The sequence below is a fragment of the Microcoleus sp. Pol1C5 genome, assembly GCF_036701115.1.
In the GTDB taxonomy this organism is placed as follows: domain Bacteria; phylum Cyanobacteriota; class Cyanobacteriia; order Cyanobacteriales; family Microcoleaceae; genus Microcoleus.
Window position 1 is genome coordinate 1 of record NZ_JAUBQE010000061.1, and the last position, 19209, is coordinate 19209.

A 19209-nucleotide genomic window follows, 5' to 3' on the forward strand; every position below is an offset into this window, starting at 1 on the left:
TCTTCTTTATATTTGGGAACTAGCTCACAAAAACGATACCTACTAATTGTAGCACTATTTTATGAAATTGGTATAAGGGGCTGGCTTTTGACTTGTTAGGGCTTGAGCCTTATATACACTAATAGCATAAATTGATGTCATTGACATCAAATGACACAAAAAGAGATCAAAGGGTGTTGGAGTGTAAGATTGAAGACAATTGAAGTAAAACCATGCCCACCTATGCCTTCACGAATGCGAGTCACAGTTACACTGCCAGAAGACGTTCATCAAGCCTTGTCCGAATGGGCCGAAGAAGAAGATAGAACCCTCGCAAACCTTCTCTCCCATGTGGCAGCTAAAGCAGTCAGAGATCGCCAAGAGCAGAAAAAAGATAAATCAGAAACCGATCGCCCTTAAGCGATAGCCACGGCGTAAGATGGACTGTGTTGAAATGTTTTGCAGTACAACGAAATGGCTTCACGGGGACGAGTTACCGCATACCTACCAGAGGAAATTCAAAAAGCTCTGGAAGAATGGGCAGAAGAAGACAGCAGATCCGTTAGCAGTTTGGCAACGTACCTGCTGACTAAATCTGTTAGAGAACGCCAAGAACAGAAAAAAGATAAATCAGAAAGCGATCGCCCTTAAGAACGATCGCCCGCAATCCTATCCGCGTCCATCCGCGTCCATCCGCCTACATCTGCGGTCAAAAAAAGAACCATCGCCTCAAAAAAATAAGGTGGGCCGCAGCCCACCCTACTCAAATTATTTCGCAGTCACCAACTGAGCCGGCAGCCGCTTAAACGCCAACCTTTCATTCTCGATATCCACAAAAATGGTATCGCCGTCAGCAAAATCTCCCCGCAAAATACCCTTCGCCATTTGCGTTTCCAACTCGCGTTGAATTCCCCGCTTCAATGGCCGCGCACCGTAAACCGGATCGTAACCAATTTCTGCTAAGAAGTCGATCGCAGATTCCGACAATTTCAGAGACATTTTGCGATCGGCTAACCGTTTTTCCAACCGCTTCACTTGCAGCAGCACAATCTGCCGCAGTTCCGTCTTACTCAAACCGTGGAAGATAATCATCTCATCAATCCGGTTCAAGAATTCCGGGCGGAAAGTTCCCCGCATCGCTTCCATCACCCGACTCCGCATTTGTTCGTTATCTCCGGCCACATCTAAGATGTATTGAGAGCCGACATTCGATGTCATAATAATCACAGAATTCTTAAAGTCTACCGTGTGACCTTGAGCATCGGTAACGCGGCCGTCATCCAGAATTTGCAGCATGATGTTGAATACATCCGGGTGCGCTTTCTCGATTTCATCGAATAGAATCACCGAGTAAGGACGGCGGCGCACAGCCTCAGTTAATTGTCCGCCTTCATCGTAGCCAACGTATCCCGGAGGCGCACCAATTAACCGCGAAACCGCGTGTTTTTCCATGTATTCCGACATATCAATTCGGACGATCGCTTCTTCCGTGTCGAACAGATAAGCCGCTAATGCTTTCGCCAACTCAGTTTTACCAACACCCGTGGGGCCGAGGAAGATAAAACTCGCAACCGGACGATTGGGATCGGCTAAACCTGCGCGCGATCGCTGAATTGCATCTGCAACCGCCGTCACCGCTTCATCCTGTCCGATTACCCGCTTGTGCAGTTCATCTTCCAAGTGCAGAAGTTTCTGCATTTCCGATTCAACCAACTTGCTAATCGGAATTCCCGTCCACTTGGAAATAATCTCGGCAATGTCACCTTCTGTGACTTCTTCTCGCAGCAAAGTTTTACCTGTGGTTTGAGTTGCTGACAGTTGAGATTCAGCTTCTTGCAGTTGTTTTTGCAATTCGGTTAACTTGCTATATTTCAACTCAGCAGCACGGTTAAGGTCATATTTTAATTCAGCTTGCTGAATTTCAATATTCACCTTATCAATCTGTTCTTTAATCTTTTGAATGCTGCCGATGACACCTTTTTCCGATTGCCACTGGGCATTCAAAGCGCTTTGCTGTTCCTTGAGGTTTGCTAAGTCTTTTTCCAGTCTTTCCAAGCGTTCTATCGAAGCCGCATTGCTTTCTTTTTGCAGCGACAGTCTTTCCATTTCTAGCTGCAAAATCCTGCGGTCAATTTCGTCTAGTTCTTCCGGCTTGGAGGTAATCTCCATTTTGAGTTTAGCCGCTGCTTCGTCCACTAAGTCAATGGCTTTGTCTGGAAGGAAGCGATCGCTAATATATCGAGTAGACAAAGTAGCCGCCGCCACTAGGGCGCTGTCAGAAATTTTAACGCCGTGGTGAACTTCGTACCGTTCTTTCAAGCCCCGCAAAATCGAGACAGTATCTTCAACTGTAGGTTGGTCAACATAAACTTGTTGAAAACGGCGTTCTAGTGCCGCATCTTTTTCGAGATACTTGCGGTATTCGTCGAGAGTTGTAGCGCCGATACAGCGCAATTCTCCCCTCGCTAACATGGGTTTGAGCAAGTTGCCCGCATCCATCGAGCCTTGAGTTGCGCCAGCACCGACAACGGTGTGAATTTCATCGATAAATAATATGACTTTGCCGTTGCTGTCGGTAACTTCTTTGAGCACCGCTTTCAAGCGTTCTTCAAATTCTCCCCGGAATTTTGCGCCGGCAATTAAGGCGCCCATATCTAAGCTAATTAATTGTCTGTCTTTGAGAGATTGCGGCACATCTCCGGTGATAATTCGCTGGGCGAGTCCTTCGGCGATCGCAGTTTTGCCGACTCCCGGTTCCCCAATCAATACCGGATTATTTTTGGTGCGACGGCTCAAAATTTGAATCGTGCGGCGGATTTCGTCATCCCGTCCGATTACCGGATCGAGTTTGCCTTGACGCGCGGCTTCTGTCAAATCTCGGCCGTATTTTTCCAGCGCTTCGTATTTGCCTTCTGGATTTTGATCGGTCACTTTGTTCTTCCCTCGGACTTGGGTAATGATATCTTTGAGCTTGGCTTCATCTAGTTTAAATTCTTGCAGCAGATTTTTGCCGAAACGATCGTCCTTAACGTAACCTAGTATCAAATGCTCGATCGAAATAAATTCATCGCCGTACTCTTTACGATAAGTTTCGGCGCGATCGAGCAAAGTGTCGAGAGAACGACCTAGATAAACGTTGCCGCCGCTTCCAGTAATTTTCGGCTGACGACTGATAAACTCATCAGTGCGATCGCGCAATTTTGCTACAGAAACTCCCGCTTTGTTAAATAAGCTGCTAGCAAGCCCTGATTCTTGTTCCAGCAAAGCTTTCATTAAGTGTTCGCTTTCTAGCTGCTGCTGCTGGGCTGCTTTGACGATTTCGGGGGTGCGGGCGAGGGCTTCCCAGGCTTTTTCGGTAAATTGGTTTGGATTATTCGGTTGCATAAATTTTAATTCCCTGCATTAAAAATGATGGCTGCTGTAGAGGCAATTGCTCGATCGCCCGTACAATTGTCATTGTAGGGAGTTACGGAGGGCAAGCGGATCGGTGTTCCCCTATCTGTAGATAGGTATTTCCGTCCTTTGTCGCAGTTTCTGGCAGCCAAAAGCAAACTGTCGCCCTAAAAGTTGCACTCTTCGATAAAAGCAACTCTCACCTTAAAAATGCTTTCTAGTGCCACTTGAAAAAACGGCATATTCTTAAACAGTCTCCTGCTGCGGAAAATGGAGAAACACTCATGTAAATAGGAGAGAGGACTTGAGAAGCGTCACAGTCCTATAGCTAAACCCAAAGCGTTATTGTTTTACTCATCAATAACAGCCGCTATAACTCTCACACCTGGAAAATATAGCTATGAAAATTTTACCTTTAATTTCGCTAGGTATTATAGCAAGTGCCGCGATCGCAGTAGCCCCTGAAGCTTTGGCAAATACCTGGCGTGCCGCACACCGGATGTCTGGTTTTTCCGCCGACAGCAATTACTACTTGTATTTAGAAAGTTCCAGAGATACTGGAGCGGGAATTCCCAAAGCAAAATTGCAAATTGTCCAAGTTGCTGCAAATTCCTGCATCAAAAATGGGTGTATCCAAACTAAATATGGCGAGCCAGACTCGAATAAAAGCACTAAAATGGCAGAAGATGACTTGCTTCAAAAAAGTTGGAATAACCGGCAAACTTTGAAGTTAACTCCTCCTCAAGCTGGAACTAAACTCAACATTATTTCTCGTACTCCCGGAGCCAATGGAAGCGAGACAGTCGCCGTCAAAGTCAATACAGCAAAGCTTTTACAAATTCGCCTGGAACAGCGGCAAAAAAATGCTTCGGCTGGCAAAGAAAGCGCGGCAATGCGTCTTGTAATTAATCATAACGGTCGGCAGCGTGTCCTCGGAAACCTGAACAATTTTCAAGATTGGGTGTTCTCTTATTCAATCAGAGAAGTTCGTTTGTCTCCGAACGGGCGCAATGTCGTTGTCCTGTTGGACAAGACAGAACGCACTTTTGAAGGAGTCTTGAAAACTACTGTTGTACAAGGCTTTGTTCTGTAGGCTTGCTATATTCCCAGGTTTTGACCTGGGAATTATCAAAACTTACGCAGAACCCCTATATGTAAGGTACACGCGGCCCACCTACAGATAGAGTCTATGCGTTAGTCGCGATCGGGTTGTTAATTATTCTTTATTTTGATAATTGCTATATCAATACATTTTAAAATTTCCCTCTTCCTTCCTCCCTCTTTCTTTTTCCTTGAACATCTGCCTCCTGACTATTGACGAATGCTCAATCCTTAATCCGTGTATCCCTGTCAAAATTCATATCTTGCCTGACTTCATGCCTGCATTACCACCCGTTCCGGGAGACTGACAATAAAAGTTGAACCTTTACCGTCTTCGCTTTCGACGCTAATTTCGCCGCCGAGAATTTGACACAAACGCTGGCTAATTGTCAATCCCAAACCCGTGCCTCCGTACTTGCGGGTAGTCGAGGCATCAGCTTGAGTAAAAGGTTTAAATATCTGCTCTAATTGCTCGTCCGTCATGCCGATGCCGGTGTCGCTGACTCGAAACATTAAAACTTGAGAAGTATAGTTTGAACCCGATTGAAAATCATTATTTTTATTTGGTTTCGTCGGTCGTGATTTTTCAATTTTCATTCTTTCGACGCCGATAGTAATGACGCCTTTTTCGGTAAATTTGGCAGCATTGCTGAGCAAATTGAGGAGAATTTGCCGTACTTTCGGTTGGTCGGCGTACATTGTGCCGAGTTCGCCTTTTGTTTTCAGTGCTAAAGCATTACCTTTTTTTTCTACTAGCGGTTGAGCAGTAGTCATCACTTCTTCAATCATCGTTGCCACGTCGAAGTTTTCCAAATAAAGGGTGACGTGACCGGCTTCTATTTTGGAAATATCGAGGATGTCGCTAATCATATCCAACAGGTGTTTGCCTGCGGTTTGAATTTTTTCTAAGTCGGGGAGAAAATCTTCGGAACCGGAATCTTGAGCATCTTCTTGCAGCATTTCGCTGTAGTTGATGATGGCATTGAGGGGGGTGCGGAGTTCGTGGCTCATGTTGGCGAGAAATGCACTTTTCGAGCGGTTGGCAGCTTCGGCTGCTACTTTTGCTTCGTGCAAGTCTTCTGTATATTCTGCTACGCGCTGAATGAGTTCGTTGAGCGAAACTGCCAGCATTCCCACTTCGTCGGAAGTAGTGACGGGTACTTGCAAATCAAAGTTTGATTCTTCGGTAACTCGCTGGGCGATGAGGGTGGTGGCTTCTAAGGGGCGGGCGATCGCCCGGCTGGTGTATGCTGCAAGTACGGCTGCCAGACCAGCGGATACTGCTAGAGAGCAAACCAGAATCAGAGTTCCAAGTTTTTCGGCTTCCTCGTAGGTTCTAAATGCCTCATCTGCTTTATCGCGAAAGTTGCCGGCCATTTGGGCTGAATCTTCGGAAAACTGTTTGAGTTTCAAAGCAGTTTCGCCCGCCACAAAATTGTTCAAGTTCTGCCCCAATGCCTGCTGCTGCTTCGGATTCAAAGCAGATAATTTCGCAGTAGCCAACAATTTTTGTACTTGTTGAAAGTATGATTCTACGGTTTTGCCGTTGACTTGAGCGAACTGTTGAAGCTGTTGGTAGTCTTTGGCAATCTCGGGATTCTTCGTCTGCGACGGGGTTTGCAGTTGTTCGAGGATGCCGCTCATCTGAGCAACGCGAGTCAGGAATTCCGAGCGTCGGCGATCGAAAATTTGCGGTTTGGCCGTCAGACTCGCCAGCTCTTGCTGCTGAATTCTGACTTCCTGCACCGTGTTATTGAGGTTTGTCAGGATTTCCGCTTTATCTCGGTCGATCGCTAGTTTTTCTCTAACTTGCTGTTTGTGATAGGATTCTACTCCCCGTCCCGCCACAGCACCCAAAACGGCAATACCAATGACCAAGGCGTATCCGCAGCCGATTTTCTGCCTGATACCTAAGCGGCCCAACAGACTTTTCAACCCTATTTGAGGACGGTTATGCAGTTGATTTTTCAAAGCTAAGGTTAAAGACATGGGCAATGTACTCGTCACCTTTGAGAGGCACCATCTATATTCTAATTGATGCCTGCCGGAGGGTAAATAAAGTTCTGGCTTCGGACTAGGTTTCGGTAGTTGTAGGGTCTTTGCAGGGTTCCACAGCTCGATCGGCTTGACAGTTTGCAGCAGTTATGCGTAAAAAATTATAGCAGAAGGAAGAAGGATCTTAGGCTGCATTCAGCTTTCTTCCCTTCAGCGATGCGAGCAGGCAAGTCGCGGTTCCTGAGCGAAGTCAAAGGGTAGTGCAACTCGCTCAGAGTAAAAAAAAGCAAGAAGGAAGAACGAGTCAAAGGCATGGTTTCAGTAATTAAGAACATCCTCACCGTTTTGGTGGTTGCGATATAAGTCGCGAGTTATAAGTTGCAAGTTATGAGTTAGATTTCTGATTGAAAACTCTACTCTACTCGCAACCCATAACTCTATCGCTGTTCTCCTACTGGCAAAGTCGAAATTGTGCTATCTCAGCAGGAATTTTGGAAGCATTAGGTACGTTTGCACTTGCTGGAACGAAGATTCCCAGGCCATAACTGCAACCCTCTGCCGTCGTGCATTCCCCTGGCTTAGCAGTGATTTGATATTGACCTTGGGATGGGGGAGTAAAAGAGATTGACGCCAGTTCGCCTGTTTTTTGACTCACAGCGATTTCCTGACCGCTTTCATCCTTGAGAGATAAGTTTAAATCCTGACAATTTCCGTCGCAAGTGGCAACAAAAACATACTCCACATTAGGATGCAACGTCGCTCTAAAAGGAGATGAAACTTGCTTGCGAACTTGGCCCAGCAACGGCACAAATACTAATTTTTGACCGTTGCCTTTCCGCTGGTCAACTTCTGTTTTCAAGCGACAAATAACCGTTTTTTGGTTGTCGGTCAGTTCTTGAGCAATCGCATTTCCTACAATTGCAGTACCGAGGATCAGCGCAAGGCCGGAAATAACCAGATGTTTGAAATTCATTGATGTCCCTTAAAGTTAATTTTGGGTGATTGCAATAGACCGATTTTGTCAGCAGTCTATTAGTTTATCTGGAGCCTATCACATTTGTTGACTTTTCCGAAAAAACAGGTCGGAGAAAAGTGCGATCGAACTCATGTCTGGTTTTAGATGAATCTGGCGTCAGCTATCGCCGAAACTCTACAGATTGCGGACTGTAGGAGCAGAACCCCGTCCTGATTGTATTGTACTAAATTAGGGCGATCGGCATCGGTATCTAGAAACCCCGTTTCTGGGCGGGTGCCTCGCAGCTCAACCTACGATTTATAGTACAGACCGGGTTTAACAAGACCTGAATCTGTCCAAGACTGTAAATCTCTGATACAGGTTCCCAGATTCCATGGCGATAACATAATACAAAATTAAAAAAGTCTTGCTACCATCCTCAATCTTATACCAATTATTAAAAGTCAAAGCGAACTGTAAGGACACGGCATTGCCCTGTCCCTACTCAAAATCTCTCCGTTAAATCCGTTAAATCCCTTCTACAATCCATTGCCTAACTTCCTTCTTCCCATCATTTATCACTGTTCCGAAATTTCCAGGCAGGAACAAACTTGGAATCTCCCCAAACGCCACGACGATTTTTCTTAGCTTCGGCTTCCGCTTGTTCCAGAACACTGGCACTGGGACAGTTTTTCAAGTAAGGACGGTAAACCATTGCTAATCCTTCGCGGGTCAAAACTTCTTGGGCAAATGTGCCGTTTGGCAAACGAACTTCGCTAACTTTGCGGCCGTAGCGGTCAGTATCGGTAACGGTCAAGACAACGCGACCCCCCCCTTGTTTGACGAGCTGCTGCATTCTTTGGTGCGCTAAATTTCCCCACTTAAATTGATTTTTTAGTGCTGATGCTTTGCTATTTTTCTCAGCATTTGTGTGCGCGACTTCCGGTGCATCTACACAGGCAAAACGCACTTTGATATCTTTTCCGGCGCTATCGCTGGCGACAAGGGTGTCGCCGTCGCTGACTCGCTTGACAGCATAGTTGTTGGGCGCTAACTTTTGTGGACACCCGAATAGTAGCAATAGCAGAGCAACTGCACTTAAGGTTTTTATTGTTGGGAAAATGGTGATTTTAGTTTGGCTCATATTTCTGTGTTTTTATTTAGTTTCCATCCAATTTTGACCAGCGTGGATGTCAACTATTAGCGGTACGCTAAGTGGCAGAGCATTTTGCATCGCAGTTCTAATTTTCGGCTGCAATTCTTCCCATTCATCGGGAGGTACTTCAAATATTAATTCGTCGTGAACTTGCAACAGCAGCCGCGCCTGATAGTTTTGCAAAATTTTGTGTACTTCAATCATGGCAAGTTTAATGATATCAGCACTAGAGCCTTGAATGGGAGCGTTGGCTGCGGCACGCAAAGATTGGGCGTCATCTCTGCTGACAGATTTAAGTCTATCGGAGTGAATGTCTTGGGGATTGCGGCCTTTTAAGTCCAGGAGGCTTTCGCTCTCGAATTTTAAATAGCGGCGGCGGCCGAGTATTGTGGTAACGTATCCGAGGGCGATCGCCTCTTTTTTTACTTTCTCCAAATATTCAAAAACTTTACTGTAACGCTGGTTAAATCGTTCAATAAACTTTTTACCGTCTGCTGAAGTTTTGCCCATCGAACGACCAAACTTGATCGCCCCCATACCGTAAATTACCCCAAAATTAATAGTTTTGCCAAACCGTCTTTCGTCCGGCGTTACTTCCTCTTTTTCAAACAGCAGTTGAGCCGTTACTGTATGCACATCTCGGTTATTTTGGTAAGCTTCTATTAACACAGGTTCTTGACTCAAGTGAGCCAAAATTCGCAGTTCTATTTGAGAATAGTCAGCCGACACCATCAGCCAACCTTCTTCCGGCAAAAATGCCTTGCGAATTTGCCGCGAAAACTCGGTACGGATGGGAATATTTTGTAAATTTGGATTAGAAGAAGAAAGCCTTCCCGTACCCGTTGCAGTTTGGTTGAAATCTGTATGCACTCGCCCGGTCTCCGCACGGACTAACTGCGGCAAAGCATCGACATAAGTTGATTTCAATTTGGATAATGTTCGGTGTTCTAATAAATCGTCTACAATCGGGTGGTCTCCTTGCAGTTTATCCAATACAGTGGCGTCTGTAGAGTATCCCGTCTTCGTTTTGCGAGACTTTTTCTGAAACTCATCCGGGATTTTTTCTAACAAGATTTCGCTGAGTTGTTTCGGGGAACCTAAATTAAACTTTCTCCCCGCTGCTTGATAAGTCTTTTCTTCTATTTCTTTTAAGCTCTTTTCTAGCTGTTGCGATAGTTCTTGCAGGTAAGCTGAATCAATGCGAATTCCGCAGTATTCCATTTCAGCTAAAACTGGTTCGAGGGGCTGTTCTACTTCCAGCAGCAACTTGTGCAAAGACTTATCGGGAAAGTTATGTTCATCAGCTTTATCTAATTCAGTTCTCAGTTTACCTACTAACTGAAATGTTGTATGAACATCCATGCCGCAGTAGTCGGCTACCGCCGGAATACTGATGTCAGCAATTGTTTTGTTTTTGGGTACTAATTCATTGTAACTTTTGGCGACAATGCCTAAGTATTTCCTTGACAATTCGCTGAGGCTGTGGGTGGTTTCGGGATTGAGTACGTAACTGGCTAGCATGGTGTCGAAGACGACTCCGGCTAGTTTGATTCCCTGACAGCGCAGGATCGATCGATCGAACTTAGCATTTTGCAGCGCCTTCGGATAATTCTCGCTTTCCAAAATCGGACGCAAAGCATTTAAAACTGTGGCTTTGTCTAAGTTTTTGCCCGTTTTATGTCCCGTGGGAATGTAAGCAACATCCTCTTCGGCTTTTCCCCAACAGCAGCCAATTCCGACTAATTCGGCGTCTCGCGGTTCGATGGCGGTGGTTTCGGTATCCCACGCCACGGGTGAGGCTTTGTCAGTGAAGGTTTGCAGCAGTTCGACTAATTCGTTTAACTGTTCGGTTGTTTGAATAATTCTGGGTTTAATGGGTAATTTGTTTGCTTGCTGGGCGGCTAGGGTTTCTGCAGGACTAAAAAACGACAAGTCGTCGTCTTCCGAACTTTCAGAAGTTGCCGGTGGCTTATCTATTGTGGAGTGGGCATCTTGCCCGCCGTTGGCAACAGGCAAGATGCCTGTTCCACTGTCAGCAACAGGCATCTTGCCTATTCCACTGTCCATTGAATTGATTGTGGGGTGGGCATCTTGCCCGCCCTTTGCCAATGGTTCTTCTACACCGCCGAACCGTTTTTGAATTTGTTTTACTTTCCCTAAAAATGTTTTAAATTCCAACTTTTCCAGCATCTGGATCAAGGCTGCTTCATCAAAACCTTTGAGCTGGCAATTTTCTAAATCTACTTCCAAGGGCACGTCTTGGACAATTGTCGCCATGCGTTGAGAATGATAAGCAGCTTCTTTGCCTTCTTCTAGCTTTTTCTTAGTGGCGCCTTTAATTTCATCTATAGCAGCATAAATTCCATCGAGGGAATTGTAAGCTTCCAGCAATTGCAGTGCGGTTTTGTCGCCGATGCCTTTAACTCCGGGGATGTTGTCGGATTTGTCGCCGCACAAAGCTTTGTAATCTACTACTTGTTCGGGCAAAATACCGAGTTTGGCTTTGACTTCTTCCGGGCCGTATTCTTGGGATTTGCCTTTGCCCGATCGCCTGAGTTCATCGGTACTCAAATATAATACGCTGATTTGTTTGTCGGTTTCTACTAATTGAAACAAATCTCGGTCGCCCGTGAGGATTTTGACGTGATAACCGGCCGCGCTGGCTTTGTTTGCCAAAGTTCCCAAAACATCGTCTGCCTCAAAACCGGGAGCAGTTATGGCAGGTAAATTCAAATAGGTGAGGAGTTCTTGCAGGTTTTTGATATCCGGCTTAAAATCTTCCGGTGTTTCGGCTCGACCGGCTTTGTAGGTGTCGTCTGCTTCGTGGCGAAATGTGGGTGTGGCGAGGTCAAAGGCGATCGCCATGTACTGGGGGTCGTGGGCCGCCATTACTTCCAGCAGCGACTTGAGAAAGCCAAAACAGACGCTGGTGGGAATGCCCGTCGTAGTTCGCAAGCCTCCGTCTCGACTTTTGGCAAAGGCGAAGTAGGAGCGAAAGGCCAGGGAGTGGCCGTCAACTAGGATGAAGGTGGGAGCTTGATTTTCCGACACAGACACAAATACCGATCGCACGAAAGGATTTTCTCATTGTACTCAGTTGTCAGTCGGCATTGATCGACCGGAAGGATGGCCCGCAGACTTGAGGACGCTTGACACTTGAGCGGATCTCGGCTTACTGTGCAGCTTGGCTGAGAATAGTAGAAGATGGTAAGTATGATTCCCTACGGGATAGCTTCGCTTCACGCGAATTTACAAACACCTGCCCGAAGCCTATGGCTGACATTAATCGATGCTACGAAATCCTCGAAATTGAGCCGGGAACTTCCTTAGAAGACATTAAGCGCGCTTACAGGGATTTAGCGTTTGTGTGGCATCCCGATCGGTTTGCCAACAACGACCGCCTGCAACAAAAAGCTCAACAACGATTAACAGAAATTAATGAAGCTTACCAGCAGTTGGTGTTGTTCCTGAGTCAGCCTGAATCATCGAGGTCGATCGAAAAACAGTTTCAGCAGCCATCGCCCCCTGCGCTGGAAAAGCCGCTGAGAAGGCGTTCTGGAAAATCAGCCGCCAGGCCTGGTTCCCAGCGCCGTCAAACCCGCCCAAAAGCCGCCTCCAAAAAATTTCTCACTCAAAAAAACTCTTCAAGCAAGAAACGACTTACCACTCACAATCGCCAAGCGCGGCGGGGCACAAAGCAACCAGGGCGAATCGTTGCGAGGGAAGCACGGCCATCTCTAAACTATCGAAAGCTTACCTCGAAAAGGAAAACAGAATTTTCAACTCAATACTCAAAACCGCGAAGCGCGCCGAGGGAAGTGCGGCCATCTCAACACTATTCAAGCTTCCCTTGGTGGCCGCTGGCAATCGCTGTAGCGAGTTACGCTTTGACCGGGTGGATTTTGACTGTATCAGCCGCCCCGCTGTGGATGTGGGCTTTAATCTGCGGTGCCGATTGGCTGTGGGCCGCGATTTTGCTGGCGGAGGGTTCAGCAACGCCTAGAGTGTGGCTGGCGGCCTTAGTTTTGGCTGGGGCGGTGGGGGGGTCGATCGCCGGTTTTCAGGCGGGAGGAAGGGTAACAGGGGCGGCTTGGGGCGCCGTTGGAGCTGGTTTGGGGGCGATCGCCAGTTCTGAGGCCGAGTCGCGGGCCGTGGCTGCAGTTTTGGCTGTGGCGGGAGTAGTGACAGTGGTGGGATTGCTGGCGGGAACGGATTCTGGGAATTGGGTCAAGGCGTTGGTGACGGCCGCGTGTTGGGCGATGGTCGGCTTGATGTGCGGGCTGGCGACGGAAGTAGGCGTCAATTCTGGCGGCCCCGTCGGGCTCTCTGGTGCGATCGGGCTGGGGATTGGGGCGTGGGCGGGGGCTTTGGCTGGGGCGGGATCGGGGGCGATCGTCCAAGCTTTCGCTATCGCCGGGTCTAAAAGTGTTTATGGGGCTTGGGCTGCGATCGGCATTATTGCTGGAGTTGTGGCGCGGATGGTAGCCGCAGAAAGGTTGATCCACACTAGCAGCGGGCTTTACACGGTTATCCTGTTGGTGGCTACTTCGGGTTTCGGGCTGTGGCTGGGAAGTTGGTTGGGTGATCGTATCTTTTAAATTAGTCATCAGTCATTAGTCTTTAGGCAAAATTACCAATTACCAATTACCAACTACCACTTCCCCATTATTCTCTTGTCTAGCAACAACTAAGACAATGAGGATGTTATTAATTGCTGACACCCTTCCCTCTTCCTTCTTCCTGACATCCGTTACATCCGTTACAGAATCCGTTGCCGAACTTCCCTCTTCCCTCTTCCTTCTTCCCTCTTCCTTCTTCCCCTAGCGAATCCGTTGCCGAACTTCCTGCTTCCTCCAGCATAAATCCCAGGACTTATCGCTTTTCAGTAGCGCTTCAAACTCAGCCCTTGGCAAAGCCTGACTGAAAATATAGCCTTGAATTTCGTCGCATTCGTGTTCGCACAAAAAATCAAGTTCTTGCTTATTTTCTACCCCCTCAGCAACCACCGTCATGTTCATGCAGTGTGCCATTTGAATAATCGCTATTGTTATCGCTGCATTTTGGCGATCGTCTGCAATATCGCGAATAAAACTCTTGTCTATTTTGATCGCATCAAACGGAAAGAGTTTGGGATAACTCAAAGAAGAATATCCAGTTCCAAAATCATCAATTGCTATCCTAATCCCCTGATTTTTCCACACCGTAAAAGCTTTAGCTGCTGCAATTTCGTCTTGCAAAACCAGACTTTCCGTCAGTTCTAATTCCAAACACTTGGGATCCAGATCGGTTTCTGTTAATATCTCCCTGACTCTTTCCGTGAAATTTTTTCGCTCGAATTGACGGGCTGATACGTTAACTGACACTCGCAGGAGTGGCAAACCTGCTCTTTGCCATCTTTTAGTTTGCCTGCAAACAGTCTCTAATACCCATTCGCCCAACGGTGCAATCAAGCCCATTTCTTCAGCCATTGGAATAAATTCCCCAGGGGAAACTCGCCCCCGTTCTGGATGATTCCAGCGCACCAAAGCTTCAGCCCCAATCATTTTGCCTGTTTTAATTTCTATTTGTGGCTGATAGTAAATTTCAAACTCTGAGCTTTTTAAAGCCTGGCGCAAACAAGTTTCTTGAAGAAGTGTATTGATAAAAAAATTAGCATTCTTTGCCGTATAAAAATGATAAGTATTGCCACCTTTCTGCTGAGATTGATACATTGCTATATAAGCATTTTTCAGCATTTCATCTCCGTCGATGCCGTCACCGGGATACAAGCAGATACCCATACTAGCAGTGACATACACTTCACAATCTTTGAGAATCATACCTTGGGATACAAGATCTAAAATGTTTTGAGCAATCTTTACCACATCCTGTTTTTCTGCAACTGGTTTAAGAATCAGCGCGAATTCTGCCGCTTCCAAACGAGCAACAATATTAATGTGTTCCATGCAGTTATTTAGCCGCTGGGCGATCGTGCAAAGCACTGAGTCGCCGATATCGTGTCCCCAGGTACTGTTAATGCGGTTGATTTTATCTAAGCTAAGCGTGACAACTGGAACGAATCCTGACAATTCTTTTTGACCATCTAATACTCGACTTAACTTTTCTCGCAAAAATGAACGATTCGGCAGGTTCGTCAAGCTGTCATACTGATGTCGGTAGAGTGCCAGTTGAATAGTTGTGTGCAAGTTTTTTTCTTCAAATGGCTTGACAATATAGCCGAACGGTTTTGTACTATTAACTCGTCGCAAAGTAGTTTCATCGGCATAAGCTGTCAGATAAACTACGGGAATTTGAAAGCGCAAGCGAATTTCTTCTGCTGCTGTAATGCCGTCGATTTCTCCTTGCAGGTTAAGATCCATTAAAACTAAATCCGGGCGCAACTTGGCTGCCGATTCAATCGCTTCTTCTCCCGAATAGACCATGCCAGTTATTCTATATCCTAGAGATATCAAACTGTCGGAAATGTCTTCCGCAATGATGCTCTCGTCTTCAACTATCAGAATTTTTTTGTTAGACACTAATTTTTTCCCTCAGAGTGCAATTTAGGTTGACAAAAGGTTATTCTAAAAGTTGTGCCAGCAGTTTCTAACAGTTCTATTCCCCCCCGGATTTGCTTGACTAAAGACCCGACGAGTCGCAAACCCAACGTTCGGGCTTTTCGATAATCTAAGTCTTGAGGAAAACCAATTCCGCTGTCGCTCACGGTTAGCACGCAAAGTCGATTTTTTTCCAAAGTGAAATCTATGTTAATTTTACCTTTAATTTGTCCTTTAAAAGCATATTTGAGAGCATTTGTCACAAGCTCGTTGATAATTAACCCGCAAGGAACTGCCGTATCAATATTAAGAGAACACGGCGCAATATTTGTTTGCAACTTAACGCCTTCTGCATGAATTTCATAAGCTTGGAATAAATTGTGTGCGAGATTTTGGATATATTCAGCAAAATCAATGTTTGACCAGTCTTTGGAGTGATATAATTGTTCGTGAACCAGAGCCATTGATCTGACTCGGTTTTGACTTTCTTTTAACATTTCACTAACGCGGCTGTCTTGAATGTAGCGAGACTGAAGTTTCAGCAGGCTAGAAATAACTTGGAGGTTGTTTTTGACGCGGTGGTGAATTTCTTGGAGAAGGACTTCTTTTTCGGCGAGGGAGGCTTTGATTTGATCCTCATCCCGTTTGCGCTCTGTAATGTCGCGTACTACAGCTTGGAGAAATTTTTGTCCGTTAATTTCCATTGCGTTTAACAGAACTTCTGCGGAAAATTCTGAACCGTCGAGTCGTTTGTGTACCCAGTCAAAGCGACAGCTACCTGTTTGCAGTGCTGCCGATATTCTCTGTATTGCTAGATTGGATGAGTCTTGTCCGCTAGGCTGAAATTGTGGGGAAAAGTCGCTCAATCTCTTGCCGTAAAATTCTTTTGTGTTGCTACAGCCAAATATTTTTAAGGTAGCGGGGTTGCAGTCAAAAAACTCCTTTTCGTCAAGCAACATTACTGCGTCGCTGGTGGCTTCATAAAGGCTACGAAATTTGTGTTCTGATTCTTGCAGCGAGCATATCAATTGGTTTTTTAGAGCTTCTGCACGCTTGCGGTCGGTAATGTCTATTCCTACGGAAACCGCAGCAGTTCCATGATGATATTTCTGAGCTACTATCAAATAGTTGCGGACGAAACCGTTAATTTCAATGTCTATTTCTTGCCAGGTTTGCTGAGATGAACTCTCAAAAAAATTTCGGATCAGTTCTCCAAAAGTCGAGCCTTTCTCGAGAAAGTTTATTTCTTGACCCACAAAGCTTTCAGGAGACAGGTTGAATGAGGTTGCTAAGTGCTGGTTGACTCCAATATACCGCAAATCTGAACTGATCCAAGAAATCAGTCCCGGTACGGCATCCAAAACGGCGCGAAGTTGGTCTGTAGCTTCTTGGAGTGCTTGTTCCGATCGCTTGCGATCGCTAATATCTGTCGCCGTTCCGCACAAGCCTAAAATTGCGCCGTTTTCAGCTTGGTTGACGATGCTGTTGACGCGCAGGTGGACGGGAGTACCGTCTTTACGAATGTGTACTGTTTCGTAAGGAGAATTAGCGGTTTGTGGCTGAAGTTTGGTTCTCGCTAAAAGTTGGGCAAATATTTCTCTTGGTCTACTTTCTTGCTCAGGAACTAAAAAATCGGTGAAGCGGCGTCCGATCATTTCTGGCGGTTCGTAACCGTAGATGCGTTTGGCGGCAGAATTGACAAAAGTCAAGAGGCCTTCAATATCGATCGACCAAATCAATTCTTGGGAGGTTTCTACGAGGTTGCGGTACTTTTTTTCGCTTTCGGCAAGTGCTGCATTGAAGAATTTCGTCTGCTGCTGAAGTCTCTCTTCTAATTCTTCATTTGCCGTCTCCAGAGTTGCGATCAATTGCTCGCGCTCGGTAATTTCAGTAGAAACACCCACTGCCCCGACAACTTCGCCGTTTCCATCTCGCAGCGCTGCCGATCGAATTTCGTGAATAAAATGCCTCTCTCGGATGTTCCAAGTACGATCGTTTCCTGCTAATACCTCGGCAATATTTTCTAAGATATCTGGCTGGCTGCTGTAAACTTCAAAAATCGAAAGCCCGACTGTTGCACTTGGTTTGAGTCCCAATTTTTCTAATCCTTTTCCTGCTGCAAGGGTCAACTTGCCTTCTCTGTCTGTTGCCCACAGGAAAATTGGGGCACAACTGACAGCGGCGTGAAGGGTTTCGTTGGCTTGTTTGAGCCGATCGATTTCTGCGTGAAGCCGATCTTGGGTGGTGTTTAATTCTACCGTTAGCCGATCGGCTTTTTGCTGCCAACTCGCAGCAGTATCGCACATTTCTGCGAGATTGCGGGAACGACAGATGGATTGGTTGCAGTGTGACATGGTTACTCTAGGGCGCACTGTATATTTAACCCTAGCCTATCTTTTAAGCATAAACTTTTTAAGTCAAATATTACAATTAGCAGTAATACTCATCCGACCAAGATGCGATAATATTAAAGGTACTTTAAAGGATTCAGAAAATGCGGCTCACTCAGGCTTTTCGGCGACAGTTCACAAATTGATAATAAGCTGAATAATGCCTGCCAGTCGGTATTTTTACGGTGACTATTTGTAGTAGTGCAAAAAGAAGTTCCGCAATACTCGGCTTGCACAAGAACTTGGATTGTAAATTTATTATATTTGTTTGCGTAGATTCACGCAGCGAGGAAGAGGGAATCGGGAATTTGTAAATATAGCCAGCGCCTAAATGGTTAGGAGGTACTTAATTTGTGAAAATCATGAGGTCGATTCCTTCTTCTTTCTGCCTTCTGCCCTATTCCCTCTTCCCTATTCTCTATTTCTTCCATCCGCTACATCCGTTACAGAATCCGTTGCCGAACTTCCTTCTTTCTTCAATTAACTCCCCAAATTTTTACAGTTTTGTCTATACTGCCGCTGATAATAGTTTCACCATTGCTGCTAAAAGTAAGACAAGTAACAGAGTTTTGATGTCCGCTGAGAGTGTGAATATTTTCGCCGGTACTGGCATTCCAAAATTTGATATTACCATCGGCACTAGCACTGACAACAGTGCCTCCGTCGGGAGTAAAGGCGATCGCATTTATCGAGTTAAAATGCCCTGCCAATGTGATTGAACTATCTGGATTCGATAGCTGTCGCAGTTGAATGTTTCTGTCCCAGCCGCCAGTAGCCAAAGTCTGCCCGTCTGGGCTCAAAGCCAGACAATTCGCATAACCCTTAATTGTTTGGGAACACTCTCTGCTGCGGAGGTTCCACAGCTTAATTGTACCATCAGAACTGCTGCTAGCGAGAGTTTGTGCGATCGGGCTAAAAGCAAGACTAACAATTCCTGCTTTATGAGCTCCCCAAGTTAAAAGATTGCCAAAAGTACAGATTAACTTTCCCGTCTCTAAATTCCAAATTTTGATAGTAGTATCTGCCGAACCGCTGGCGATAACTTGACTGTCGGGACTGACTACAATTGCGCTAATTTCCGCTTCATGTCCGAGGGAAGTATGCTGCAATTCTCCTCCCTGCCAAATTTCGATCGCGCGGTGTTTCGGAGTATTTCTGCTCCTCACAAACACTTCACTTTCTTGGCAAAGCACAAAAGTTTCTTGAGCGCGGGGATACTTGTCAACAGTATAGAGTATTTCTCCTGTATCTACATCGCAAATTCTAATTATTTTCCCATGCAAACTCGCCGTACGATCACCTCCGGGACTAATCGCAACATTTGTTCCTGTTTTCACAGTGCGGATGCAGTCAAAAAGCTTGTAAGGGATGAATTCTTTTAAAGCTTGGCTGACTAAAGGTTCTGTCCTTGGACGCAAAATTAAATAAGCAACTCGCTGCACTTCTGGTGCGGGGTCAAGCAGCGCCTCAATTGCTAAATTTAAACCAGCGCCTCCGTATTTAGGAGCATCTTTAACGGCGGCAATCCGCGACTCGATACTAGGACTGTTGAAGCGCTGCTTGACCCCCGCGATGCCTCCCAAAACAGCGCCGGCGATCGGGATTTGACTTTGACCGCCGAGGACAGCATCATATTCTCTGGGTTGGTTAGGATTGTCGGCAATCATACGATTTTAGATTTTAGATTTTAGATTTGAAGAATTG

General features: G+C 45.9%; 13 protein-coding genes. 4 read left to right on the forward strand and 9 right to left on the reverse strand.

The features are described from left to right. Positions 1 to 222: 222 nt before the first annotated feature. Together QUA23_RS26305 and QUA23_RS26310 are read left to right on the forward strand one after the other, a co-directional pair. Complete coding sequence (locus QUA23_RS26305) at positions 223 to 399, forward strand: ribbon-helix-helix domain-containing protein (protein ID WP_333078763.1); 177 nt, start codon at positions 223 to 225, stop codon at positions 397 to 399. A 54-nt stretch (positions 400 to 453) separates the two neighbouring features. Further along, positions 454 to 630 (forward strand): ribbon-helix-helix domain-containing protein, encoded by a 177-nt coding sequence (locus QUA23_RS26310; protein ID WP_096829277.1) that lies wholly within the window; start codon positions 454 to 456, stop codon positions 628 to 630. 117 nt (positions 631 to 747) lie between these two features. On the opposite strand, the gene clpB is transcribed toward QUA23_RS26310, so the two are convergent. Continuing rightward, a complete protein-coding gene (clpB, locus tag QUA23_RS26315) occupies positions 748 to 3363 on the reverse strand; it encodes an ATP-dependent chaperone ClpB (protein WP_333078764.1) in 2616 nt (871 codons plus the stop codon). Positions 3364 to 3368: 5 nt separating this feature from the next. Further along, entirely contained in the window at positions 3369 to 3524 is a 156-nt protein-coding gene (locus tag QUA23_RS26320; RefSeq protein ID WP_333078765.1) for a hypothetical protein, read from the reverse strand. Between the two features lie 248 nt (positions 3525 to 3772). On the opposite strand from QUA23_RS26320, the gene QUA23_RS26325 reads away from it, so the two are divergent. Further along, complete coding sequence (locus QUA23_RS26325) at positions 3773 to 4465, forward strand: DUF2259 domain-containing protein (RefSeq protein WP_333078766.1); 693 nt, start codon at positions 3773 to 3775, stop codon at positions 4463 to 4465. A 281-nt stretch (positions 4466 to 4746) separates the two neighbouring features. Here QUA23_RS26325 and QUA23_RS26330 read toward each other — a convergent pair whose 3' ends face one another. From QUA23_RS26330 to polA, 4 genes are all read right to left on the reverse strand, one after another. Further along, entirely contained in the window at positions 4747 to 6462 is a 1716-nt protein-coding gene (locus tag QUA23_RS26330; RefSeq protein ID WP_333078767.1) for a HAMP domain-containing sensor histidine kinase, read from the reverse strand. Positions 6463 to 6919: 457 nt separating this feature from the next. Next, complete coding sequence (locus QUA23_RS26335) at positions 6920 to 7441, reverse strand: hypothetical protein (protein WP_333078768.1); 522 nt, start codon at positions 7439 to 7441, stop codon at positions 6920 to 6922. Positions 7442 to 7994: 553 nt separating this feature from the next. Further along, on the reverse strand, positions 7995 to 8567 hold the full coding sequence (locus QUA23_RS26340) for a thermonuclease family protein (protein ID WP_333078769.1): 573 nt from the start codon (positions 8565 to 8567) through the stop codon (positions 7995 to 7997). Between the two features lie 12 nt (positions 8568 to 8579). Beyond that, the gene (gene polA / locus QUA23_RS26345; RefSeq protein ID WP_333078770.1) at positions 8580 to 11651 is read right to left on the reverse strand and encodes a DNA polymerase I; all 3072 of its coding nucleotides are present in this window, start codon (positions 11649 to 11651) and stop codon (positions 8580 to 8582) included. 200 nt (positions 11652 to 11851) lie between these two features. Between polA and QUA23_RS26350 the strand changes: the two genes are divergently transcribed. Then, a complete protein-coding gene (locus QUA23_RS26350) occupies positions 11852 to 13177 on the forward strand; it encodes a J domain-containing protein (RefSeq protein ID WP_333078771.1) in 1326 nt (441 codons plus the stop codon). Positions 13178 to 13399: 222 nt separating this feature from the next. Here the strand turns inward: QUA23_RS26350 and QUA23_RS26355 are convergent, their stop codons facing one another. The 3 genes from QUA23_RS26355 to QUA23_RS26365 form a co-directional block, all read right to left on the reverse strand. Further along, positions 13400 to 15097, reverse strand: a complete 1698-nt coding sequence (locus QUA23_RS26355) for an EAL domain-containing protein (protein WP_333078772.1) — start codon at positions 15095 to 15097, stop codon at positions 13400 to 13402. Then, a complete protein-coding gene (locus tag QUA23_RS26360) occupies positions 15097 to 17469 on the reverse strand; it encodes a PAS domain S-box protein (protein WP_333078773.1) in 2373 nt (790 codons plus the stop codon). Before QUA23_RS26360 ends, QUA23_RS26355 begins: the two co-directional genes overlap by 1 nt. A gap of 512 nt (positions 17470 to 17981) precedes the next feature. Continuing rightward, entirely contained in the window at positions 17982 to 19172 is a 1191-nt protein-coding gene (locus tag QUA23_RS26365; RefSeq protein ID WP_333078774.1) for a WD40 repeat domain-containing protein, read from the reverse strand. Positions 19173 to 19209: the final 37 nt, after the last annotated feature.